Raw genomic sequence first — 23,917 nt, forward strand, 5'->3', positions numbered from 1 at the left:
TCATTCGGTGTTCATCATTAGTATGATCCACGTAAACAGAGTCGTCAGGCAGCTCCAGACCAGATAAGGCAGGAGCAGCCAGGCGGCTTCTTTTGAGAGCGGCGCGGTCAGGACAAGCAGCCACCAGCCCGAAAGAGCGGCGAGCATGCTGTCCGCCAAAGCCAGCCCGAAGCTTTTCGCTTTGAAAAGAAAAAAGCCATAGGCCTGGCCGGCTAAATAATGGAGGATCGCAACGAAAATCCAGGCGATCCCCACATTTTGAAATCCGCCCGTTTTTATGTAGACGAGCGCGACGGACGCGGCCATACAGGCGTGCATAAATCCCCTGGCGCTTATGATCAGCTGACCGGAAGGAGCCCATGCCGGCTTTTTGACGGAAGAATACCACCGCATATCGGCAGGGAACAGGGCGGCGGACAAGAGAAAGAGTCCGTACGTGACAACGGCGGCCAGCATAAATGGGTAGAACAAAAAGGCACCCCCTCCCGGATTGTTTGTCCATTAATATAGGTATATGGGAATGAGGGACGGGTATGCCTCTAAAAAACGAAAAATAATCGTTGACCATCTGGGTAATTATGGTATAATTAGCGGTAATTAAACAACCGGATGCACAAAAGCGGAAGCACCGCTGATGTGGAAGAACACGTTTCTTCCTGTCAGTGGTGCTTTTTTGTGTTCATTTCCGGTACTAAGCGAGGTGAACGATGACACGGCAAACCAAATGGCGTATCGCGCTTGCCGCAGGCGTGTCCGGCGCGGTACTTATACTTGGCGGGATTGTACAGTGGACTGGCTGGTAAGGAGGCTGAAAGATGAAAAGGCTGTTGATCTTGATCGGGCCCGACAAGGAATTCGCGTCCACAATGGAACGGTTTATCCGGGAAGGGGAGTACTGTGACCGGCTGAATATCCGGTCGTTTACCCATTGCGAACACGCCGGAACGTTTATGAACGAGAACAAAGGTGAGTCCCCGGTGATCCTTCATGAGGAAACGATTGCGGATGAAGAGGTCATCCGTTGGTTCGGCGAAGGACATAGCGGACTTGTTTACCGGTTGTCGGAAACCCCGGAATGCACGGATTTGCAGGCTGGAAACCGGATATACCGGTATCAGCCGTTTCGAACAATGCTCAGAGATTTGCTGCTGCGCGCGGCCGAACAAAGCGGCGGTCCCGGACCTGGGAAGACCGGATTCCGAAGCGGCCGTACGAGCGTTCTCGCCGTGTATTCGGCTTTCGGCGGAAGCGGCAAAAGCGTTCTTGCGCTGAATATGGCGACGCAGCTTGCCGCACAGGGACGGAAGGTTCTGTATGTGACTCTGGAAGCGGTGAGTTCTTCCGCACTGCTGATGAAGGACGGACCGCCGGATTCCTTTTCAAGGCTTCTTTACGCGTGGAGGAAGTCCCGTGACCGGACGGCGGACTATGCGGACCTGCTTCAGTGCCGTCATCCCGCTTACGGTTTCGATTATTTGGCTCCTCTGCCGAACATCCGGGAAGCGGACGAGCTGCAGGAGGAGGACGTGAGCGGGTTGGTCGGGCACATAGCCGACAGCGGAATTTGTGACGTCCTGCTGCTCGATCTGGACAGTGTCGTCCAGCCGAGGACCTTAGGTGCCCTGCGGGCCAGCGATATCGTCTTGTGGCTGGTTACGCAAGACGCACACGCTTTGTACAAAACCCGGAAAGTCCTGGAGGCCATGAAGCCTATATTGTCCATGTCGTCCATGGAGTCCTGTGCAAGCAAGAGCTTGTTTGTTGTGAACAAATATACGGGAGGGGATTTGGGCTTGGCGGAGGAGTATGACGTTGCGGTATTCGAAACGCTTCCTTATATTCCTGCCTGGAAGACCGTTTCGGACCCCGCCGACTGGCTTGGCGAGCCTTTTTTTGCCGCGCAAGTCGGCCATATGCTGCGCAGGTTTTCCGAGGGGGCTGAGGCGTTGTGAATGAAGAATGGGTCCGTACGTTCAAGGAAGCCGTCAACGCCCGTCTGGATCCGACCCAGTCCACTTCGGACGGAGAATTGATGGAATTGATCGAGGAGGTGGTGCTCCGGGAAACAGGAGACGGAAGGCTGACGGCAGGAGAAAAGTGGGAGATGGTGCAGCGGATTTTTCACTCCTATCGCGGCCTTGATATTTTACAGCCCTTAATCGACGATGCGTCCGTAACGGAAATTATGATCAACAGCCACCGGGATATTTTTATCGAGCGTGACGGGCGGGTCAGCCGGAACGAAGCCCGGTTCGAAAGCCGGGAGAAACTGGAGGACATTATCCAGGCCATCGTCGCCAAAGTGAACCGGACCGTGAATGAAATGTCGCCGATCGTAGACGCCAGACTGCAGGACGGCTCCCGTGTCAATGTGGTGCTCCCCCCTGTGGCGCTTCAAGGTCCGACGATGACGATCCGTAAGTTTCCGGCGCAGCCGCTGACCATGAGCGATCTGATTGCCGTAGGAGCATTGACGCGGCAGGCGGCGGAGCTGCTCGGCGTTTTTGTGAAGGCGAAATACAATATTTTTATCGGAGGCGGCACCGGTTCCGGCAAAACGACTTTTCTTAACGCTCTGTCCCAGGGAATCCCGGCGGACGAGAGGATCATCACGATTGAAGATTCGGCCGAGCTGCAAATCCGCACGGTTCCTAATCTTGTGAGTTTGGAGACGCGTAACGCGAATACCGAAGGCAAAGGTGGAATCGGGATCCGGGACTTGATCCGTTCCTCGCTGAGGATGCGGCCGAACCGAATTATCGTTGGGGAAGTACGCGGAGTGGAGGCACTGGATATGCTTATGGCCATGAATACCGGACATGACGGTTCGTTTTCCACTGGGCATTCCAACTCAACCGCCGACATGCTGAGTCGTCTCGAGATGATGGTGCTCAGCGCGGCGGACCTTCCGGTAGAGGTAATCCGAAAACAAATCTCGTCGGCCATAGATCTCATGATTCATTTGTCCCGGATGCGGGACGGTTCCCGGAAGGTTGTTGAGATCAGCGAGCTGGCCGGGATAGCAAATGGCGAAATTTTTTTGAACCCGTTGTTCCGGTTTGAAGACCAAGGTGAGGATGACAACGGCAAAGTGAAAGGGGAGCTGTTCTATACGGGGAATCCGCTCGTTCATGGCTGGAAATGCCGCATGGCGGGAGTGGAGCTTCCGGGCTGGATCACCCGAGAGAAGGAGGCGGCATCATGATGCTTCCGGTTGCGGCCTGTCTGGCCGGGTTGGTTCTCTGGCTAGTTTTATTGACGCAGGATAAAAGAAAGCGGCGGAAATTGGCGAAGGGAGGCGATAATGGCGGGGATAAGGGATATGAACGGCAATTCGTGAATGAGGTCCGACTTCCTGAAAGGAAAACGGAGGCACGCCCTGCTCCCGCAGGTCTTACGGATTACGGCAGCTACCGGATGACGGGCCGTGAAATGCTGTTGACGTCCGGATTATCCGGACTCGTTTTTGCGGGGATCGCGTTCATTTTTTACAAAGAGCCTCTGCTTGCTATGCTCTGCGCACTGCTCGGCTTACTGGTTCCCCGTTTCCGCAAAGCGAGGCTGATAACCGGGCGGAAAGCAAAATTGATCCTTCAATTCAAACAGGCACTTTACTGCATGTCCACGTCTCTTACAGCCGGAAGGTCCGTAGAAAATTCAATCCGCGAAGCATGGAAAGATCTCCAACTGCTCTATCCGGATCCAAACTGCCTGATTGTCCGGGAATTCGAAATCATCGTAAGGCGGCTGGACAACGGGGAACCGATTGAACATGCCGTTGCGGATTTTGCGTTGCGGGCGCAGTGCGACGATATTACAAATTTCTCCGATGTATTTACGACCTGCAAGAGAACGGGCGGCAACCTGGTGGAGGTCATCCGCCGAACTGCCGGCATTATCGGAGATAAGCTGGACATTGAGCAGGACATTTCGGTTATGGTCGCCCAGAAAAAACTGGAATCGAGAGTTCTGCTTGCCGCTCCCGTTTGTATGGTCGCAGTACTCAGTTTCAGCTCCCCCGACTATATGGCTCCGCTGTACAGCGGAGCGGGACCGCTCATTATGACAGGAGGGCTGCTTGCTCTGGGAGGCTGCTTGTGGCTGACGGGCAAGATTATGGACATAAAGGTGTGACGACATGCTTTTATTGCTGTGTTTAAGTATGGGTTCATTTTTAACGCTGCTGTTCTTGTACGCCTTGGGTTCCGGGCGTTTTAAGGATGTGAGGACGGACTATCCCTGTACGCTGCATATGAAAAAACTGGCTCCCGCAGGTCTATATGCGGTTGAATGGTTCAAAACCATGGAGCGTTTCCCGGATGCGGGCGTCCGGATTATGCAGCGAATCCGTTCGCTTTACGGTCACAAGGATACACTTGTCATGTCCAAGCTTGTGATGGGGGACATGCTTCTGACCGCACTGCTCGTTCTGATGTTGAGCGGCCTGCTGGGAATTGCGGGAGGAGGAGATCCGGCTGTAGCTCTCCTGGGTCTGCTGGGCGCCGGTTTGACTCCTTGGCTCATGCTAAGACAGCTCGATCAGCAAATCAGGCTGCGAAAACGCACGATTGTTCTTGAGCTTCCGGAAGTGCTGAGTAAGATGATTTTGCTCATCAATGCCGGTGAAACCGTCCAGAAGGCGCTTATCCGCAGTGTGGATATATCGCGGGCGGGGGCATCTCCGCTTCATGCCGAGTTTGGGCAAGCGGTGCGTGAGCTGGAAATGAATGTTTCACTTCCCAAAGTGCTCGAAGATTTGAGCAAACGGTGCGCCATGCAGGAGATGGCACTGTTCACAACGACAATTTTGCTGAATTACCGGAGGGGAGGAGAAGATTTTCTGGTCGCTCTGCGCTCGCTCGCGAAGGAATTATGGGACCGCCGCAAGGCGGAATCCCGCAAGCTGGGCGAGGAAGCTTCCTCGAAGCTGGTGTTCCCGATGGTTGCTATCTTTCTGGTTGTCATGATTATCGTTGCTTCGCCGGCCGTCCTGTCCATAAACGGATGACGGTAAACCCGAACCACACTTTTTGGGAGGTCATAAACCATGAAAAACCGATTACAGACGTCCATGATCCGTTTCTGGAACGACGAAGAAGGACTGGGCACGCTTGAAATTTTGCTCATCGTCGCCGTACTCATAGCCGTAGCCGTTATTTTCCGGAAGTGGATTATTAAATGGTTCAATGAACTGATTGGTAAAGCGGACACGGAATTTAACAATTCCAAAAGCGATGATGCCATTAAAACGCCGTAGGTGGGAGCTCACGGAATTACGGAAATACGGGACCCGGATTCGCTTATTCCGTTCTCAAGCCGGTAATTTCGCCCTGGAAGGAACTTTGCTGTTTCCGGTAGTGATCTTAATTACTTTAACGCTTATCATTTTCGGCATGTTTGTATACAATCGGGTCGCCTTGCAGCAGCAAGCCGGCGTCGCCTCCGAACGAGCCGCGTTTTCGTGGAACAACAGCCGCAAAGATCCTGCGACAGGAGCTTTTACACCGGGAACCGGTGATGGGCTGTACTGGCGTTTAACGCAGGACGGCATCCTCGGCATTTTCGGCCATAGCGGAAAATCCTCGGTCGTCCATATACCGGACACGTCTGTTAGAAGCGGTCCTGCGGGTAAACTTTGGCGTGCGGCCGCTCTTCTTCCGCCGGGGGTTCATGGCTCAATGTCTTACGTGAATCATATATGGGAACGGGAAGTTTCGGCTGAGCTGGAAAAGCCATTCCGCACGCGTTCCTTTCTGCCAGGGAACGTCATACGCGATCAAGTGACGGGGCAAGGCGCTTCCCACGTAGTGGACCCCGTTGAACTTATCCGGACTGTTGATCTGACACGCAGCTACATCCCCGCGATAAAGAACCGCATAACCCCCTCAAAAGCCAGAGAAGTGCTGATAGAGCCCGCAGCCGAGGCTATCCCTCCGACAAACGCCATCACGAGCGAAGCGCAAGCAAGCGCTTATATCCGGAAACTGGTCAGCGGTCGGAAAACGGAGCTGATTACTCCGGAGGGAGAGAAAAGAACGATTGACGCTTTAGATGCTGGTGGCACGGCACATCTTGCTTTCTACACGTTCAATGAGAAAAACCTTAAGGAACAAATGCGTAAAGACGTTCTTCTGAAAAAGGAGGGGACACAGGTTAAAGGGATCGTGTGGCACTTTTTCAAAACCAAGTCGGGAAAGGCGCCTTCACAAGCCATCCAGCGGGAGCTGGCTCAAAACGGCATCTCCGTCATTTTGCATGAATAAATCAAGGGCGGCTTCGGCTGCCCGGAAAGGAGCGTGTTTTGAGAAGCTTCTATAACTCCGAGACGGGTGCCGTTTCCATTTATTTGATCATTATTCTCGTCCCTATCTTTTTTCTGCAAGCGGTTCTGATCGATTTCGCACGAGTAAAGGCGGCTGAAAGAGAAGCGGATACGGCAGCAAGGGCCGCGGTCCGTTCCGTTCTTTCCGCATTCGATACGGAGCTTCAAAAATACGGACTGTTCGGACTTACCGGAGAGCCGGAAAGCTCGGAATCCCTTTTTAGCACGATATACAAAGAAAATCTTTCCGGCAGTTCAAGCGGGGGTTTTTATAAAATGTTGGATACAAAGCCGGAAGAGGGGCACGCATCACTGATCTCACTATACACGCTTGCCAATCATACGGTGTTTAAAGAACAAATCCTTGAACATATGAAATACACGGCGCCGATTGAATTCGTGTTGGAGATAACGGATAAGCTTCAAAAACCCGGTGCGGTCAAAATGCTGGCAAACGGATCGGCATACGCCAAGGATGCGGAGAAAATCGAAAAACTGCTTGTCAAGCGGGAAGAACTGCTCGATCGGGCATGGACGGAAACAAACAAACTGAAGGAAGAGCTGAATGGCCGGCACCATACCTATCGGGCACGAATAACCGAGCTGAATCGTCTTGCGGAGCTGATCGGCTTAAACACCGCGGACGGGGTAAGGTCGCAAATCAAAACCTTGGAAGAACAAATCCGTTCGCTCTCGGACTCCGTTTCAAGCTTGAACGGCTCCCTTGCAGCTGCCGCTGCAGCAGGACCGGGAGGGGCCGTGGCCATTCAAGGGATGATGGACAGCATGCGTTCGCTTCAGGACCAGCTGACCGAACTGCAGCGCAGGCTTTCGGATCTAAAGACGCTGCTAGATAATATTGTGAAATACACCGCACTTCTGGCGGCAACCAAACTTGAAATCGTCAATGACGATGAAAAAGTGCAAAACCTGCAAAAATCCGTTCAAGAGCTGCTCGGAGAAGCGAAGAAAGCAAACGATGAGTTAAACACGGAGCTGAAACGCGTATCATCCGCTGCGGGCAATGAACTTAAAGTCTTCGAAGCCTTTAAAAGCTTGAAAATTCTTAGCGAAGACGATTTTCGTACTTATCAGACGGGAATCGCTTCAAGCGCGGCATTGTTCAGCGGTTTTCGCAGCGGCCTCGGAAGTATCAATCTTTTCACGAATGCCAACGCTCAAAAGATACACGCCGCAAACGATGCCTATCAGGCCCAGATGGACGAAACCTATCAAAAACAACTTGTCATTGAAACGGAGCGAAACAAGCGGAACGAAACGATCCGTAAAGAAAAAGAAAAGCAGCGCTCGAAAATACAGGCGGCGTTGGCTCGGGCCAGACAGGCAATGGGAGACTGCGGCACGGATCAGACGGCTGGCTCGGTTTCGGCTTACTATGAGACTTTGGAGGGGGAGGACGGATTATACGGAAAATACTTGACGCTAAACGAGAGTCCTTCGAATGCCGGCGGCAGTCCGGTGTACGATCTGGAGGGCAAGCCTGACACGGAAATTCAGCATGCCATGAGTTTGCTGGAGCGGCTTGGCCAGACGGGGGAAAGTATCCGCAATGAACTGTTCATAAACGAGTATGCTTTGTCTCAGTTTAACTATAGAACGTACGGGCGGGAAGTGGACGGATCGGGTCAGCCAAAGCCGCTTCACGCGCTGTCCGAGCCGTTGGGTCATAAGCTTCCCGGCCAAGAAGTCGAGTATTTACTGTACGGATTCAATTCCTGTGCCAAAAACATGTCATCGGCTTATGGTGAAATGTTCGCTTTCCGTTTTGCAGTCCGGATGGTGGAAGAATTGATGGACCCGAAAAACGAACTGCTTCAGGCAGGTTCTCCGCTGCTGGTACTTCTGGTCAGTGCTGCCGAGGCAGCTGTCAAAGCACTGGCGGATATGGACAGCTTAACGGAAGGAAAAGCAGTTCCGATATCAAGCAAACTAACGAATCCTTTGTTTACTTTCACTTATAAAGACTATTTGCGGATATTTCTTCTCCTGCACAGCTCTGACACGAATCTGTTGGCTCGGCTTCAATCCTTGATTGAACTGAATACAGATCGGACGTTGGACCATGCTGTAACGTACTTACAAGGCTCAGCCGAATCCTCCGTATCGTTATGGTTTTTGCCGGGTGTAATGAAGCTGATGAACGGGACGGGCATTTCTTCCTGCGAAGTGAGAGAAAACCGGTGCCGCTTTATCAGTCGTGCGGATTTGGCCTATTAGATAAACGCGCGAACCGAACAGGACGGGAGCGATGCGTAATGCGCATGTTTGGAAAAAGCGAGCAAGGGGGAATGGTGCTGGAAGCGGCGCTTATTCTGCCGATGTTCGTGGGTTTTATCGTCGCCCTTATCGTATGCATCCAGATAGCGGTGGCGGATATGGCGCTGCGGTCTGCGGTAAGTGAATCCACAAAGGTTTTAGCCGCGGGGCTTTATCCGGCAGAGGTGCTGTACAAACAAGGTAAAGAAGCTTTTGATCAGTCAGCACTGGCGTCAGGAGGGCAGCAGGTAATGGATACTCTTCAAAACTTAAGAGAACAAGCCGCGCAAGCGGGAGAATTTATCGATTCTGTTGAAGCCTACCTCTCGGATCCGGTAGTCGGACTTCTGTCATGGGTTCGCCAAGCGGGCGAAAGCGGTGTGGATGGGGCAAAGGAAGCGGCCAGTTCGGCACTGCGTGATGCCATGAAGCCGGTTGTGTACAGTTTTGCGGACAAACGGATTCTAAAGAAGGACCGATTCCGCATCACCGGGGTGACATTACCCAGTATAACTAACCGGGAACGGGCTTATCTGGGATTCGAAGTTACCTATGATTTCCCCCTTGCCGTTCCTTTCTTCAACCGTACGCTTGTTTTGAAAAAGAAAGCGCTGGAGCGGGTCTGGCTGGGCGCGTAAAAGGAGACATCACTATGGAGGAGCTGCTGCTTTCTCTTCTCATTCTGGTTGCGTTTGTAACCGATGTACGAAGATCGATTATTCCGAACGTCTTGACTGCCGCAGGCGTCGGTATCGGAATGATGTACCATCTTCTTACAAATGGCTGGAGCGGACTTGTTTTCTCTGTTGCGGGATTTGTGACCGGTTTTATTGCGCTTTTTATTTTGTATGCGGCAGGAGCGCTCGGTGCGGGGGACGTTAAGCTGTTCGGGGCGATTGGAGCTTTAACGGGCGGGGTCTATGTTTTTACGTGCGCGCTTTATTCTTTATTGTTCGCGGGAGCGATCGGTTTGTGCTTGCTGCTTGCGAGAAAAGAAGGAGCAAAAAGGCTCGGGCGCTTATTCGGGGGATTGGCCCTATGTTTGTTTCTGAAAGATTTGTCGTTTTGGAAAAGCTTGAGACAACGTGATCAACTGCGTTTTCCCTTTATGTATGCGGTACTGCCGGGGGTTCTGGCTGCTTACTGGTACGGAAGCCTTGCTTTTTGACAGAATCCCGCCAGAGATGCGAAAGGATGAAGCTATGGAAATATTCGGATTGCAGGCAAGCATACGGTTGTCGCAAGGCAGGTGGCTGGAAGTGGGCTTGGAAGAAGAGCTGAACATTGAACGCCTGGCGCCCTTGCAGCTAAAGATGCTTGAAGAACACGCTATTCCGCGGGTACTGTCTTTGAAGGTGGAAGAGATCGATAGTCGTATCAGGCTGCTCTATAACCTCGCCTCCAGACGGTCTCTGGCAGCAATCCTTAAAGAGCGCAGTCCAGATCCCGCCGGATGTCTTCAACTGCTGTACGAAGCGGCGGCTTGTGTAAGCGATAGCGGCAATTTTATGCTGAATGAGGCTCAGTTTGTAGTGGATAAAAATTACATATATATCGAAAGGGGCTGGGCAGACGTCTCGCTGCTGTGCCTCCCTATAAAGGAAATTCCGGCTGCATCTGCATCCGTCATGTGGAGCGCGCTTGTTCGAGATTTGGGCAGCCGGCTCCGAGCGGAAGAGCGTGGAAGTCTCGAGAGACTTGCCAAGTACTGCGAGCGTGAAAACTTCTCCGTTCGAGAATTCAAAAGGCAAATTTATGTGGAAATAAGCGAGAATAGGCTAAGAATTGAGGAAGACATCGGGAAAGGAGGCAAGGAGTCGGACACGATTGTTCGAGCTTCAAACGTTCCGAACTCAGAAATGTCTGGTTCTGCAGAGTTCAGTGAGCGGAGCGGTTATGCGTTTTCCGTTTTGAAGAAGCCGGGGCAAGATATTCATGAAACGGACGCGCTGCATTTTCAGAGAGAAAGTAATGATGTCGGTGACGGACTTTTGCGAAGAGAGAGCGCATATGTGCCCCAAGGCGGGACTGGACCGCCTCATAGGCTTGTGGACGAAAGCCGAACAGATACCAAGCCGCGAGGAGCTGCAGAAAGGTTTATCCGAAAACGTCAGCTAATTGCTGCGGACGGTTCCGATTATCCTGTGCCTGTTGAAGCGAACTATACGGCTTCTGCTTCAGCCGTTTCGAGCTATACGCATCCGGTGTCGCGGGACAATGCCGCTTCCGCTGCGGGCCTCGATCCGACTCCGGCAACCTTAGCAAAAGGTTCATCCGCAGACGCTTCTGCGGCCGTAACCCGCTTTTCCGCGAGCGCTGAAATAACTCCCGCTGGCATTGAAGTGCCTGTTCACCGTACGGCAGCTCCGCGCATCGTCTCACCTGCAGCGGCCGCTTCAAGCGCTGCTGCGCAAACCGTGCCGCAGTCTGCCGCGGCTGTGCCGTTCAGCTGGCGGCAGACCGGCTCCGGCGGGCAGGCGGCCGGGCAACCGCCGCAGCTCCACGACGAGCCGCGCGCAATGCCGCAGCCGCACAGCGCGTCGCACGGAGCGTCGCAGCCGCACATAGCGCTGCACGCAATGCCGCAGCCGCCGCAGCGGAAAGCCGCGCCCGCCGGAGCGGCCGCCTCCGCAGGACCGCTTCGCGGGTCCCGCGTCAAAATCCTCGCGCTGGGAGGCGCATTCCTGATCATCGGGATGATCTGGAACGCTTATTTCAGCGCGCCCGAACCCCCGCTGCTGTACATCAGCAGCGGAGCGACGCTGCTGGTGCTGGATGCCGCTTACGTACTGCTGGCAATCGGCCTTCCGGGCCGGCGTAACAGCCAGTTGGAAGAAGCGGCCTCCTCCGGCAGCAGCCCGAATCCGCCTGCAGCGGCACAGGAGCCGGTATCGCTTGAGCAGTACTACGCCGGACTGGGCGAACGTACGACGCTCCTGGCTCCGCCGCTATCTGCGGTGAATAACGCAGATGAAACCGTCTTCCTCGGTGCCGCGTCAGCCCCGCCGCATACGAAGTTCCGCCATCCCGTGCTTGAAGTAATGCGGGAAGGGCGGAAGGAGACGATCCTGCTCGACGCGGATTCTTTTATAATCGGGCGAGGAGGAGGAGATGCCGACTATATCGAAGATGTACTCGGAATCTCGCGGATTCACGCGCAATTTTTACGGACGCCGGAAGGTTATGCGGTCAAAGATCTCGGTTCGCGAAACGGTACGTTTCTGAACCACGGAATGCTCGTTCCATATCAAATGGTCGCTTTGAAAGACGGGGATGTGGTGCGGATCATTCATACCGAATTTAACTTCCGATTCGGCTAACCAGTTCCTGTCGTGGAACGATAATGGTATAATGGACGGGTTGTTGAAGAAACGGGAAAGAGGAGAATGTACAATGATTACACATGTCGTGTTTTTCAAGCTTAAAGACCGCAGCCCGGAGTCCGTCGAACAAGCAAGAACCAAGCTGCAGAACATGGAAGGCAAAATTTCCGAACTGCTGCATATCGAAGTGGGCGCGGATGTGATCCATTCCGAACGTTCTTACGACCTGGTTTTGATCACAAAGTTTAACTCGCTTGAAGATCTCAAAGCTTATAATGTGCACCCCGTCCACCAGGATGTGCTTGCTTATATGGGCGAAGCCAAAGACGGCGTCGCTCCTTGCGTAGACTTTGAAAGCTAATTTTTTACGAAAAAAATCGAGTAACGCCCGTAAGAACTTGCCTGTATTCGCGGCAGGTTCTTTTTATGGCGAAGCCGGCGGCAAAACACTCGATGTGAAAGTCAGAGTTGCCATCATTTCCAGGTGAGCGGATTCCTATGTTCCGATGTTATTCAACGCAGTAATCCTCTCTCCGAATAGCGCAGTGCCACTGTAACTCCATCTGAAATAACGCGGCCGCATAAAGCTCTCCTTCTGAATCCCCTTATCTTAATGTTGCCGAAGGATTAACCCATGCCTTACTTAAATAACTCGTCCAGCTTAGTTTCCCCCAGGTCTTCTGTATTATGATTTCTGCTGCCCGGGCATCAGCTCTTAGCCGCCAGTTTTTCCGTAAAAAAAACGACCGGTTCCAGTTCAGGAACGGGCCGCTTTTCATAGCTGCATTAGATTCGATAACAGTATTATATCCTTAAACAGTATTTAGTCTTACATCCGCATGCGTGCACTTGTTGCAAAATCGGATTAGTTCGCGATAAACTCTTGAACCCATTCGCCGTTATAGTAAGCGACTCCGATTTTCGTAAAGTTCGGGCTCAAAATGTTTTCACGGTGACCCTGGCTGTTCATCCACGAGTTCATTACTTCTTGCGGAGTGCGCTGTCCTTTGGCGATGTTTTCGCCTGCATACGTATAAGAGATGCCATAAGATTTCATCATATCAAATGGAGATCCGTACGTCGGAGAGTTATGGTCGAAATAGTTATTTGTATACATATCCTTCGCTTTGTCCAATGCCATCGCGGCAAGCGCGCTGTCGGAAGCGAGCGGTTTTAAACCCGCTTTGGCACGTTCTTGGTTCACCAGCGTTACGACCTGATCCGCGAATTCCGATTGGGAAGAAGCAGGTTTTTCAGTTGGTTTCGGCGCCGGAGTCGCGACAGGTGCGGACGGCTTGGTTGTCGGTTTCGGCGTGCTTACGGGTGCCTGAGTTTCCGGAGCGGGCGTGCTCGGTTTTACCGGTGGTGCGGAAGGTTTCTGGGCTTCCGGTTTCTTTTCAGGTGCGGTTGGCGCAGACGGCGCCTCGGCAGACGGTTTCTCCGCAGCGGGAGGTGCGGCCGGTACGACGATCTGCGTGCCTTTCCAAATGAAATTCAGATTATTGAGCTGCGGATTGGATGTAAGAAGAGAGGCAAGATCAATGCCGTATTTGTTCGAAAAGGTCGCGAGCGTGTTTCCGCCGGAAACGTTGCATGGCTCGGCGGACGCGGATGCGGCGCCTGCACCGAAAACGGACGTAAGGGCAAAAACACCAACGAGAGTTGCTTTTTTAATAGATTTCAAGTTAAAATCTCTCCTTTTATCGGCCTGCGAGGTTAGCTGACGGATTCGGGTCAAAGAGCAATCACCCGGCCATGAACATCATGGCTTCACCCCAAATATGGGTTCCCCCGTGCTTCCACAGAAGCTTCGGCCTTATTTTTTTGCTTTCTGTCTGAGAAGAGGAGCGGGCATGTCCCGCGGCTTTGCATCTCTCTCGGAAGAAGCCTTTTAATCCTAGCATGCGATTTGCTAGATTTCACGGGACAAAGTTTTCCAACCGCGGCCGGATTGTTTTTCCCGAAACGGGTTTATCGTTTGAAAACAACGGGGAAACAGTGTAGTATCACCAGTAAGACTGCTTTTGCAGGCATGCCGATTTGGCGTAAATTTCCGGTATTCACAATCGTTTTTACGGAAACTTGCAAGATTGTAAAATAAGTGAGAGTCTCCAAACGGAACTTCACCGGTTAACTTTACCTGCACCGGCATAACCATACGGAAGGATAGAACCCGGCGGCTCTGCCTGCGACAATTAGGGTTGATGGATAGAGGAATTTTTGGGGTATTAAGTGGAAGCAAGTCTTTACATAGCGCTCAGAAACGGACACCGGCCGCCGGTCAGGCGGAGAGCTTTACCGTTAAACGGTTTCGTTTGCAGAGCGACACTACTCGTACCGGGATAGGAAAAGGAGAGGTTGAGTTTATGGAGCAAGTAAACAGAACGTATCTGCTGGAAGTGCTGGACATGCTTTTGCAAACGCCAAGCCCGAGCGGATATACTCACCACATTATGGATAAAGTGAAGGCAGAGGCCGAGAAGCTGGGCTACAAGCTGGAACTGACAAATAAAGGCTGCGGCATCATTACGATTCCGGGCAAACGGAACGATTACACGATCGGGCTCTCGGCTCATGTGGACACGCTCGGGGCGATGGTCCGGTCCATCAAGGACAACGGGCGTCTGCGCCTTACGTCGGTAGGCGGTTTTATGATGGCGGCCATCGAAAACGAGTACTGCCGCGTTCATACCCGCCAGGGACTCAGCTATGAAGGCACTATTTTGACCACTAAGCCTTCGGTTCACGTTTTTCCGGATGCGAGAGACCATAAACGCGTCGAGGAGAACATGGAAGTTCGCCTGGACGAGCTAGCTTTCAACAAGGAAGACGTACAGAAGCTGGGAATCCGGGTCGGGGATTTCGTCTCTTTCGAGCCGCGTGTCCGCATGCTGGAGAACGGGTATGTCAAGTCCCGTCATCTCGACGATAAAGCGAGTGTGGCCGCACTGTTCGCCCTTCTGGATCTTTTGAAGAACGAGCTGATCGAACCGGCCTGCACCGTTAAAATCATTTTGACCACTTACGAGGAAGTCGGTCACGGGGCTTCTTACATCCCGGCTGACATTGACGAGCTTCTTGCCGTCGATATGGGCGCCATGGGGGATGATCTGACCTGCACCGAGCAGGACGTCTCCATCTGTGCAAAAGACTCCAGCGGTCCCTACGACTACGCGATGACCTCGCAGCTTATACGCCTCGCGGAACGCTCCGGGATCCGACACGTGGTGGATGTGTACCCGCAGTATGGCTCGGACGCTTCCGCGGCGCTCCGCGGAGGCAGCAACATCCGTGCCGCGTTGATCGGTCCCGGCGTTCATGCCTCGCACGGCATGGAACGCACGCATGTGGACGCCATCGCGGGAACGGCCTCTCTGCTGCTGCAATATATTCTGCACCCGGCCGCGGCAGCGAGCGATCCCGGACAGCCGGAAAATCCGGTCAGCCCGGTTTAAACCCGAAGAAATCGATTATACATCCGGCTGGTCTCATCCGTACGCCCGACGGCGGGCATGAGAGCAGCCGGGTTCATTTGGCGCGGCACTTAAGGACGGAGGAACTCATGAGTATTATTCATGCCGAACATCTAGTAAAAACTTACGGAGAGAAAGTTCTCTTCGACGATATTTCCTTTACGATCTCGGAAAAACAGCGGATCGGCCTGATCGGTGTCAACGGCACCGGCAAGTCATCCCTGCTGAGAATTTTGGCCGGTTTGGAAACGCCGGATTCCGGATCGATCGTTCATTCCAATCATTTCCGAGTGGAATACTTGCCTCAACAGCCGGAGTTCGATGAACGTTCAACGGTTCTGGAGCAGGTTTTCTACGGAGAAACGCCGCTTATGAAGGTGCTCCGCGACTACGAGCAGGCGCTTGCGGCCCTTGAAAGCAGCCCCGAAGACGAGGCTGCCCAGCAGAAGCTGATGCGGGTGCAGGCGAGAATGGACGAGCTGGACGCGTGGGAAGCCGGCACAACGGCCAAAACAGTCCTCACCAAGCTGGGCATCACGGAATTCGGCAAGCCCGTAGGCGAGCTGTCCGGCGGCCAGCGTAAGCGTGTAGCTATGGCCCGGGTACTGATCCAGCCCGCCGATCTGCTTATTCTCGACGAGCCTACCAACCACATCGACAACGAGACGGTGGACTGGCTGGAGCAGTTTCTGAGCAAGTGGAAAGGCGCTCTGCTGCTCGTCACGCACGACCGCTATTTCCTGGAGCGTGTGACGAGCCGCATCCTGGAGCTCGACCGCGGCAGCATATACAGCTATGAAGGCAATTACACGACGTTTCTGGAGAAAAAGGCCGAGCGCATGGAGCGTGAGGCAGCCAGTGAAGACAAGCGGCGCAATCTGCTTCGCAGAGAGCTCGCCTGGCTGCACCGCGGCGCGAAAGCCCGCACGACGAAGCAGAAAGCTCGCGTCGAACGGGCGGAGGAGCTGCGCGACCGCAAAGTCGACGGGCCTGCGGCCAAGCTCGATATGGCTCTGGCAGGCAGCCGCCTCGGCCGCAAAGTCATCGAGCTGAAGCAGGTGAGCAAAGGCTACGAGGGCCGTGAGCTCATCCGTGATTTCAGCTACATCGTGCTGCCGGACGACCGGATCGGCATTATCGGCCGCAACGGAAGCGGCAAATCGACGCTGCTGAATATGCTGGCCGGACGTCTCAGCCCGGACAGCGGCGAAATCGAGCGGGGGAGCACCGTCAAACTGGCCTACTACACGCAAGAAAGTGTAGAGATGGATGACAAGCAGCGTGTCATCGAGTATGTCCGCGAGGCGGCCGAGGTCATCCGGACGAAGGACGGAGAGAGCATCACGGCGGCGCAGATGCTGGAAAGATTCCTGTTCCCGCCGAATCTCCAGTGGACGCCGATCGGGAAACTTTCCGGGGGCGAGAAGCGCCGGCTCTATCTGCTGCGTACACTGATGGGAGAGCCGAACGTCCTGCTGCTAGACGAGCCGACGAACGATCTGGATATTCAGACCTTGTCCATTCTGGAAGACTATCTGGAGCAGTTTCCCGGCGCCGTCATCACGGTATCCCATGACCGTTATTTCCTGGACCGGACCGCCGACCATCTGTTTTCGTTTACGGGCGGGGGCGAAATCGAATCGTATATCGGAACCTACTCCGAATACCTGGAGCTCAAACAACAGCGTGAAGCTTCCGAGCTTAAGCCCGAAGCCAAAGAAAAAGCCCGAGTCCAGGACTCCGCACCATCCGCACCATCCACCGGAACAGCCGGAGCGGTTTCGGGCGGGGAACGCGCGAAGAAGAAAAAACTCTCCTTCAACGAGCAAAAGGAATGGGATACGATCGAGGACCGCATCGCGGCTCTGGAAGAGAAGCTGGAGCGGATCAAGAGCGATATCGCGAAGGCCGGAAGCGACTACGGCCGGGTACAGGAGCTGTACGCGGAGGAGATTGCCGCCGGTGAAGAGCTGGAGCAGGCGATGGAACGCTGGACGATTCTCTCGGAGCTCGTGGAGGAAATCGAGCGCGGCAAGTAAGCTCATTCCCGCAATTACGAGCGGGGAGTCCTTTTTTATGCTATACTAGAGGGAATTGGCTTGGAAGAAGCCGCGATTATACAAAAAGGCAGGTTAACCGCACTCATGATTACTGTAACGGATGTAACGCTTCGATACGGCAAACGCGCTCTTTTTGAAGACGTTAATATTAAATTTACTCCCGGCAACTGCTATGGCCTGATCGGCGCTAACGGGGCGGGAAAATCCACGTTTCTGAAAATTTTGTCCGGCGAAATCGAGCCCAACAAAGGCGACGTTCATATCGCACCGGGCGAACGTATGGCGGTTCTGAAGCAGAACCACTACGAATTCGACGAAACCGATGTTCTGAAAACGGTCATGATGGGTCATGCGCGCCTCTTTCAGATTATGGAAGAGAAAGACGCTCTCTACGCGAAATCGGATTTCTCCGAAGAAGACGGTATCCGTGCGGGCGAGCTGGAAGGCGAATTCGCCGAGCTGGACGGCTGGCAGGCGGAATCCGATGCGGCCGAGCTTTTGATCGGTCTCGGTATTCCGAAAGAGCTTCACGAGCAGAAGATGAAAGATCTGGACGGAAACGAGAAAGTCCGCGTCCTTCTTGCACAGGCTTTGTTCGGCAGCCCAAATATTCTGCTGCTCGATGAGCCTACCAACCATTTGAATCTCGAATCGATCCAGTGGCTGGAGAACTTCCTGGCCAGATTCGAAGGCACCGTCATCGTGGTATCCCATGACCGTCACTTCCTGAACCAGGTTTGTACGCATATCGCGGACATCGACTTCAGCAAAATTCAGATGTACGTCGGCAACTATGACTTCTGGTACGAATCCAGCCAACTGGCTTTGAAGCTTGCCAGAGAGCAAAACAAGAAAACCGAAGAGAAGCGCAAGGAACTCGAAACGTTTATCGCGAGATTCAGCGCCAACGCTTCCAAATCGAAGCAGGCGACATCCCGTAAGAAACAGCTCGAGAAGCTTACTCTGGACGACATTAAGCCTTCCAACCGCAAATATCCGTTCATCAACTTCAAACCGGAGCGGGAAGCGGGCAAGCAGCTTCTGGCGATTGACGGTGTGAGCAAGACCGTTGAAGGCCAGAAAATTCTTGACAATATTTCCATCACCGTGAACAAAGGCGACAAAATCGCTTTCGTAGGTCCGGACGGACACGCGAAAACGACCCTGTTCCAGATTTTGATGGGCGAAACGGAAGCGGATGAAGGCACCTACACATGGGGCGTCACCACAACCCAGGCTTATTTCCCGAAAGACAACTCGCAGTACTTCGACGGTGTCGATATGAACCTCGTCGACTGGCTGCGTCAATATTCCAAAGACCAGGACGAATCGTTTATCCGCGGCTTCCTGGGCCGGATGCTTTTCTCCGGCGAAGAAGCGCTTAAGAAAGCGAGCGTTCTGTCCGGGGGCGAGAAAGTGCGCTGCATGCTGTCCAAAATGATGCTCGCAAGCGCCAACGTTCTTATTCTCGACGAGCCGACGAACCACTTGGATCTCGAATCCATTACGGCTCTCAATAACGGGCTGATCGATTTTGACGGCACGATGCTGTTCGTATCGCATGACCATCAGTTCATTCAGACGATTGCCAACCGCATTATCGAAATTACGCCTAAAGGCGTGATTGACCGGATGATGCCTTACGATGAATATCTGGAAAACGAAGATGTGCGCCGTCTGCGTGAAGAGTATTACGCTTAAACGGTAGAGGCATGCGTTCATGATACACAGAAGAGGCGCTTGGATGTTTATCATCCGGGCGCCTTTGCTGCGCTCCGGAGATGCGGCTGCAGACGGATTTTCCGTTTGCGGCTCCACACTGCCGTACCGCAATGAACACTGATCGAAAAGGAGCTGTCCGGTATGTTTGATCCGACGGTTTACGAGAATTTAAAAGTCGTCTTGGAAGGCGCTGTCTACGATTTGGATCTGTCCGGCGAGATTCTGGTTACGAACCGGTCGGACGTCATGGATTTATCCAGTATGGGCCGCCATTACCGGATACGCTTTGTCCTCCGCGGCGGCGAAGAGAACACGGCTTCTCCGTGGGCGGAGCTTCATTTGACGGCTGAACTGGAAGACTTGGCCGCGGAGCTGTTGAGCCGCAAAGGAGCAGAGCCGGGCTGTACGCTTACGGTGAGATTCGGATTCCTTGTCGGCGATCCGTCGCGGGACTGTCCGGCAGTCGGCTCGTCTCTGGAATCCATCTGGAGCGGAAGACCGCTCATCACCCAGACGCTTTCTTACGTGTTCGGCTCCGAAAACGAAGGCTGGCACAATGAGGTTTTGCTTGAGTTCGGCCGCAAGGTCAACGAAAGTCATCTCGACGACTTCGAAGGGCTGCTGGAACATACGTTATTGTCGCTGTCTGTGCTTAGGGACAACCATGCTTTCTAAAACGGAGAGTCCCTCCTTCTGCGCCAGGCTGCTGCCCTTTAAGGAATTTTTTTAGTCTTATATATCCGGAGGTTTGCAGCCGGAACACGGCTTTTTTATGGAAAGGAGATCGGTATGCAGGAATGGAACGATGACCAAATCAAGCAGGCCCTCATAGAAAAACAGTCGTTCGCCGTATTTTTTCATACCCCTTTTTGCGGAACTTGCAAAGTCGCCCGGCGAATGCTCGACGTCGCTCTGACGATCGAGCCGGAACTGCCCCTTAAAGCCTGCAACGCGAATTACGCGGGGGCATCCGTGCAAAAGTGGAAAATCTCGTCCATCCCCTGTATAGTGGTGGTAGAGAAGGGAACTGCCGCACGATTCATTTATGCCGTGAAATCGGTCGACTATTTGCTGGCCGAGCTTCGTCATTTGACGGGGATGCAGCATTTGAGGATCGTCGCGTCGTCGGATTTTCCCGACAATACTCCGTAACAGAGAGGAGCATCCACTTATGAACTATAGAAACGAAAGCACTGCTTCCGTCGGTGATCTGGTCATAGCATCTTACAAAACAGGGGAGTATATAGGCCGAATCGTGGAACCGCCGTCCAATATAAAAGCAGCCGTTCAGGTTCTTGCGGTCGTTAAGCATCCTTCCCAAGGGGATCTTCATAATCCGCAGCAGGGGGATGTCCCGTTCTTTCACCAGCGCCGCGCGCTGGCTTATCAGGAAATTGCGCTGATGCCGCTGTCGGGCATCCATGCCTATCACGGGAATGTGCCGGATTACACCCTTTCGCTCCAGCAGGCTCTCGAACGCGAGCTGAACATGCTGTATCAGACGGAGGAATGGGCAAGGCGTTCCATTGCGGAGCTGGAAGAGCTGCATCGGGACTATTTCCCGCAGTAATTCGGCGCTGCACATGTTTTAGAGCCATGATTAACAGGTAACATGCGTAAATAAATCCGTATAAAAGCAGAAAAAATCCTGTATTCACTCATCGTGAACAGGATTTTTTTGCTTTTCAACGCCTTCCAGTAAGTTTCGTAGCTCGCCGGGCTCGTAGCCATAACCCGAAGGCCGCAGGTTCAAATCATGCCCCCCGCAATCCCTTGCATTCATGCAGAAACTCGTGACAGCTATTCGCTTCATTTATTGGAGTGGGTATTCACGCAGTGACTAATGTTTGGGTACTTCCACGACAACCTCCCCTCCGATTACGTTGGGCGTTTGCGTCTTGTTATAGAACCAGAAGCCAGGCGTGTCTTTAATACCGTGCAAAGTGAGCCGGAATTCCTTTTTGGGCAGGCGGTCCGACCGGATCAGCAGATTGCTGCCGTCAACCGAGATTTCCCCGGGATTGAGGGTAAAGCTCTGCGTTCCTGCCGAAACCGTCACGTTTCCTTCGACTTTCGCCGAGCCTTCGTCGATTCTTTTCTGAAAAGGGATCTTTATTTCCGTGCGTGAAAGCCGCTGCGCTTTGCTGGGTGCGGGCGCATCCTTATACATATAACCGCCCAAATGGTATTCGTACGCGGTCCAGGTGGAATAGCCGAGCGCGCGAACGGAATCCGAAAAAGCGCTCACCCACCCGCCGTCCTTCACCATTGATAGGGCCGAGCCGATATCCGCCTGAACCCCGAGCGGAAGATCGGGATGCTCCGCTTTGATTTTATCCGCAAAAACCCGGTAATGCTTCACGTAATCGGGAGGAAGGCTCTCCTGCGGTTTGAGCCAGTCGGGCCAGTGGGTTTGAAGGAAGTGGATGTCCGGCTTAACCTGGCCGACCATGGCCGCGGCATCAAGGCCCTGCAATTCCCTCAGCTTGTCGAAGGAACCGGGACCTGCGTCTATAGCCAAAGACCAGGTCGCCACCAGTATGCCTGGGCGGGCTTCCCGCACTCCGCCTTTTCCATTCATGAGCTCGTTCAGGAAATCGTTCACGGCTTCAACCCGGAAATCGACCCACTTCAGGTAGGCCGCCGTGTCGGTTAAATAATAGCGGGGAGAGGAGGCGTTGGTGAAATCCGGCATCTCCAGGCCCGTTTTGTCGCGGAACGCTTTCTGCGCGAGCGGCCCGACGTCTCCGTACACGCCGCGGTTGATTCCGTCCCATTCGGGAAAGTAAGGCTCGGCGACCTCGATCCCGTCGAAAGGATAATCGCGCACGAGCTTAGCCAGCGCCTGCTTTTTCCAGTGAACATAAGCCGGGCTGTGGGGAGAGAACCGATAATACCCGTCGTTCAGAGGCTTAAGCAGCTCCATCTGCCACGAAGGCCAATCCGCCGGAAAACGTGCCGTAGAGTAACTCCCGTTACCGAGGACGAGCGCCCATACCCCGATGCCTTTTGCCTGGAGGGCTTCGATAAAGCTGCGATTCACCTCATTTTCGTTGACGACAAAATAATGGACCGTTTTGTACCCGCGCTGAAGAAGCTCGTCGGCTATGCTTTCGGGCGACCGGTTCTGATAATACGGAAAAGAGGGATCTACCTGGATGGAAGGGCCTTTCAGGGCGGCTTCTTTGCGTTTTTTCTCCGCCGCTTTGGAGTGAGGGGGCGGGGACAACGCCGAATCTTCCTGCGCGAATGCGGACGCGGCCGACAACAGGTGAACGAGGAGCGTCATCAGAATCGTCAGCGTAAGGGTTTGAACCAGCCTTCCCTTGCTCCTCCGGGGACCTGTACCGTGCTTTTTCCAATTTGACATGTTGTCATACCTCCTTGCTTTCCGTTAGGATGGGCATTGCGGGGAGGGATTTATAAGTCGTACATAAGTTAAAATATTTCGCATTTTTATTATATTACGGTGAAAATATTCTTTATATGTCCGTGTGTAAAAAAAGACAGCGTTTTATTCTTTCGAAAACCGCTCGGAGAAAACCTTTTTGAAAATATAGCCGGAAGGCTGATGCTGTCCTTCATTTGTGTTAAAATAAAGCCGAACTTACTTTAACGTGATATCGGAGGGTTTTGCACAATGGCACTCAATGATGAGATCAGAATCGGCGTCATCGGCGCGGGCAATATCGGTAACGTGCACATACTAGGGCTGCTTGAAACCCCGGGCGTTACGGTAGCTGCGGTAGCTGACGTGTTTCTTCCGCTTGCCGAAGCGCGGGCCAAAGAACATCAGATCTCTAAAGTTTACGGAAATGGTGAAGATTTGATCCATGATCCCGACATAGATGCAGTGGTTATCGCCGTATCGAACGAATGGCACGCACCCCTCGCGGTAAAAGCGCTTCAGGCCGGCAAGCACGTCCTGCTCGAGAAGCCGATGGCCATTGATGTCAAGGCCGCGAAGGAAATCGTCCTGGCCGAACGCGAAAGCGGCAAAGTACTGATGATTTCTCACCAGCGCCGCTGGGAACCGCTCAATATGCAGGTGAAGGAGCTCGTTCAGCGCGGCAAGTTGGGCAATATCTACCATGCCAAAACCGGCTGGCTGCGCCGCAAAGGTATTCCGGGCTGGGGCACCTGGTTCACCCAGATGTCCAAATCGGGCGGCGGTCCGCTGATCGATATCGGCGTCCATATGCTGGATTTGTCCCTCTCGTTGATGGGAAATCCCCGTCCGGTTTCCGTCTTCGGCGCGACCTACTCGGAATTCGGTCCCAAACGCCGCGGAATCGGCAGCTGGGGCAAACCGAACTGGAGCGGCAGCTATGACGTGGAAGACTTGGCGACAGCCCTGATCAAGATGGACAACGGGAGCACGCTGACGCTCGACGTGAGCTGGGCGGCGCTGACCGAAACCGACAATCAGCCGTATATTCATCTTCTCGGCACGGAAGGCGGAGCCACCTTGAGAGGAAGTACCTACGGTAAGCTGTTTGCGGAAATGTTCGATAAAGAAATCGACGTGGAGCTCCAGCTGCCCGAGCAGCAGACCGATCCGCGCCTCCTGATGAACATGCATTTTCTGGAATGTATCCGGACCGGAAGCGAACCGCTGACATCCGTCATGTCGGGCTACACGAACAACTTGATTCTCAATGCAATCTACGAATCGTCCCGTACCGGCAAAGAGGTTGAACTGGACTGGGATTTATCTAACTAACCCGGGGGAGCTGCAGA

General features: G+C 53.5%; 22 protein-coding genes and 1 riboswitch. Of the genes, 19 read left to right on the forward strand and 3 right to left on the reverse strand.

Annotated elements, in window-relative coordinates; genetic code table 11:
• Entirely contained in the window at positions 1 to 471 is a 471-nt protein-coding gene (locus KVT34_RS02655; RefSeq protein WP_217556536.1) for a TspO/MBR family protein, read from the reverse strand.
• A 344-nt stretch (positions 472 to 815) separates the two neighbouring features.
• Here KVT34_RS02655 and KVT34_RS02660 point away from each other — a divergent pair, with 344 nt between their 5' ends.
• The 11 genes from KVT34_RS02660 to KVT34_RS02710 all read left to right on the forward strand — a co-directional run bounded on the left by KVT34_RS02660 (position 816) and on the right by KVT34_RS02710 (position 12,283).
• On the forward strand, positions 816 to 1,952 hold the full coding sequence (locus KVT34_RS02660; protein ID WP_217556537.1) for a CpaE/TadZ family protein: 1,137 nt from the start codon (positions 816 to 818) through the stop codon (positions 1,950 to 1,952).
• Entirely contained in the window at positions 1,949 to 3,205 is a 1,257-nt protein-coding gene (locus tag KVT34_RS02665; protein ID WP_217556538.1) for a TadA family conjugal transfer-associated ATPase, read from the forward strand. Before KVT34_RS02660 ends, KVT34_RS02665 begins: the two co-directional genes overlap by 4 nt.
• The gene (locus KVT34_RS02670; protein WP_217556539.1) at positions 3,202 to 4,134 is read left to right on the forward strand and encodes a type II secretion system F family protein; all 933 of its coding nucleotides are present in this window, start codon (positions 3,202 to 3,204) and stop codon (positions 4,132 to 4,134) included. The genes KVT34_RS02665 and KVT34_RS02670 overlap by 4 nt, the downstream gene beginning before the upstream one ends.
• Before the next feature lie 4 nt (positions 4,135 to 4,138).
• The gene (locus KVT34_RS02675) at positions 4,139 to 5,008 is read left to right on the forward strand and encodes a type II secretion system F family protein (protein ID WP_217556540.1); all 870 of its coding nucleotides are present in this window, start codon (positions 4,139 to 4,141) and stop codon (positions 5,006 to 5,008) included.
• Positions 5,009 to 5,047: 39 nt separating this feature from the next.
• A complete protein-coding gene (locus KVT34_RS02680) occupies positions 5,048 to 5,257 on the forward strand; it encodes a Flp1 family type IVb pilin (protein ID WP_042228068.1) in 210 nt (69 codons plus the stop codon).
• Positions 5,258 to 5,342: 85 nt separating this feature from the next.
• Positions 5,343 to 6,263 (forward strand): hypothetical protein, encoded by a 921-nt coding sequence (locus KVT34_RS02685; protein ID WP_254634507.1) that lies wholly within the window; start codon positions 5,343 to 5,345, stop codon positions 6,261 to 6,263.
• A 38-nt stretch (positions 6,264 to 6,301) separates the two neighbouring features.
• Entirely contained in the window at positions 6,302 to 8,560 is a 2,259-nt protein-coding gene (locus KVT34_RS02690; RefSeq protein ID WP_217556541.1) for a hypothetical protein, read from the forward strand.
• Between the two features lie 38 nt (positions 8,561 to 8,598).
• Complete coding sequence (locus KVT34_RS02695; protein WP_217556542.1) at positions 8,599 to 9,237, forward strand: hypothetical protein; 639 nt, start codon at positions 8,599 to 8,601, stop codon at positions 9,235 to 9,237.
• A 14-nt stretch (positions 9,238 to 9,251) separates the two neighbouring features.
• The gene (locus tag KVT34_RS02700) at positions 9,252 to 9,767 is read left to right on the forward strand and encodes an A24 family peptidase (RefSeq protein WP_217556543.1); all 516 of its coding nucleotides are present in this window, start codon (positions 9,252 to 9,254) and stop codon (positions 9,765 to 9,767) included.
• 34 nt (positions 9,768 to 9,801) lie between these two features.
• Positions 9,802 to 11,919, forward strand: a complete 2,118-nt coding sequence (locus KVT34_RS02705) for a DUF6382 domain-containing protein (RefSeq protein ID WP_217556544.1) — start codon at positions 9,802 to 9,804, stop codon at positions 11,917 to 11,919.
• 73 nt (positions 11,920 to 11,992) lie between these two features.
• Positions 11,993 to 12,283 carry a Dabb family protein gene (locus KVT34_RS02710; RefSeq protein WP_217556545.1) on the forward strand — a complete coding sequence of 97 codons (291 nt, stop codon included), beginning with the start codon at positions 11,993 to 11,995 and terminating at the stop codon, positions 12,281 to 12,283.
• A 504-nt stretch (positions 12,284 to 12,787) separates the two neighbouring features.
• Here KVT34_RS02710 and KVT34_RS02715 read toward each other — a convergent pair.
• On the reverse strand, positions 12,788 to 13,606 hold the full coding sequence (locus KVT34_RS02715) for a CAP domain-containing protein (protein ID WP_217556546.1): 819 nt from the start codon (positions 13,604 to 13,606) through the stop codon (positions 12,788 to 12,790).
• A gap of 6 nt (positions 13,607 to 13,612) precedes the next feature.
• A riboswitch (cyclic di-AMP (ydaO/yuaA leader) is annotated at positions 13,613 to 13,748 on the reverse strand.
• A 540-nt stretch (positions 13,749 to 14,288) separates the two neighbouring features.
• Between KVT34_RS02715 and KVT34_RS02720 the strand changes: the two genes are divergently transcribed.
• The 7 genes from KVT34_RS02720 (at position 14,289) to kapB (ending at position 20,747) form a co-directional block, all read left to right on the forward strand.
• On the forward strand, positions 14,289 to 15,377 hold the full coding sequence (locus KVT34_RS02720; RefSeq protein WP_217556548.1) for a M42 family metallopeptidase: 1,089 nt from the start codon (positions 14,289 to 14,291) through the stop codon (positions 15,375 to 15,377).
• Positions 15,378 to 15,484: 107 nt separating this feature from the next.
• A complete protein-coding gene (locus KVT34_RS02725) occupies positions 15,485 to 17,434 on the forward strand; it encodes an ABC-F family ATP-binding cassette domain-containing protein (protein ID WP_217556549.1) in 1,950 nt (649 codons plus the stop codon).
• Positions 17,435 to 17,539: 105 nt separating this feature from the next.
• Positions 17,540 to 19,156 carry an ABC-F family ATP-binding cassette domain-containing protein gene (locus KVT34_RS02730; RefSeq protein WP_217556550.1) on the forward strand — a complete coding sequence of 539 codons (1,617 nt, stop codon included), beginning with the start codon at positions 17,540 to 17,542 and terminating at the stop codon, positions 19,154 to 19,156.
• Positions 19,157 to 19,175: 19 nt separating this feature from the next.
• Positions 19,176 to 19,298: a hypothetical protein gene (locus KVT34_RS32320; protein ID WP_302694961.1), complete on the forward strand. Its 123-nt coding sequence runs from the start codon at positions 19,176 to 19,178 to the stop codon at positions 19,296 to 19,298.
• Between the two features lie 20 nt (positions 19,299 to 19,318).
• Complete coding sequence (locus KVT34_RS02735; RefSeq protein ID WP_217556551.1) at positions 19,319 to 19,852, forward strand: hypothetical protein; 534 nt, start codon at positions 19,319 to 19,321, stop codon at positions 19,850 to 19,852.
• Between the two features lie 114 nt (positions 19,853 to 19,966).
• On the forward strand, positions 19,967 to 20,329 hold the full coding sequence (locus tag KVT34_RS02740; RefSeq protein WP_217556552.1) for a thioredoxin family protein: 363 nt from the start codon (positions 19,967 to 19,969) through the stop codon (positions 20,327 to 20,329).
• 19 nt (positions 20,330 to 20,348) lie between these two features.
• Positions 20,349 to 20,747: a kinase-associated lipoprotein KapB gene (gene kapB, locus KVT34_RS02745; protein WP_217556553.1), complete on the forward strand. Its 399-nt coding sequence runs from the start codon at positions 20,349 to 20,351 to the stop codon at positions 20,745 to 20,747.
• A gap of 270 nt (positions 20,748 to 21,017) precedes the next feature.
• Here the strand turns inward: kapB and KVT34_RS02750 are convergent, their stop codons facing one another.
• Complete coding sequence (locus KVT34_RS02750) at positions 21,018 to 22,547, reverse strand: N-acyl-D-glucosamine 2-epimerase (protein WP_217556554.1); 1,530 nt, start codon at positions 22,545 to 22,547, stop codon at positions 21,018 to 21,020.
• 270 nt (positions 22,548 to 22,817) lie between these two features.
• Between KVT34_RS02750 and KVT34_RS02755 the strand changes: the two genes are divergently transcribed.
• Positions 22,818 to 23,900, forward strand: a complete 1,083-nt coding sequence (locus KVT34_RS02755; RefSeq protein WP_042228048.1) for a Gfo/Idh/MocA family protein — start codon at positions 22,818 to 22,820, stop codon at positions 23,898 to 23,900.
• The last annotated feature ends 17 nt before the right edge of the window (positions 23,901 to 23,917 follow it).

This window comes from Paenibacillus sp. GbtcB18 (genome assembly GCF_019091125.1).
GTDB lineage: Bacteria > Bacillota > Bacilli > Paenibacillales > NBRC-103111 > Paenibacillus_F > Paenibacillus_F chitinolyticus.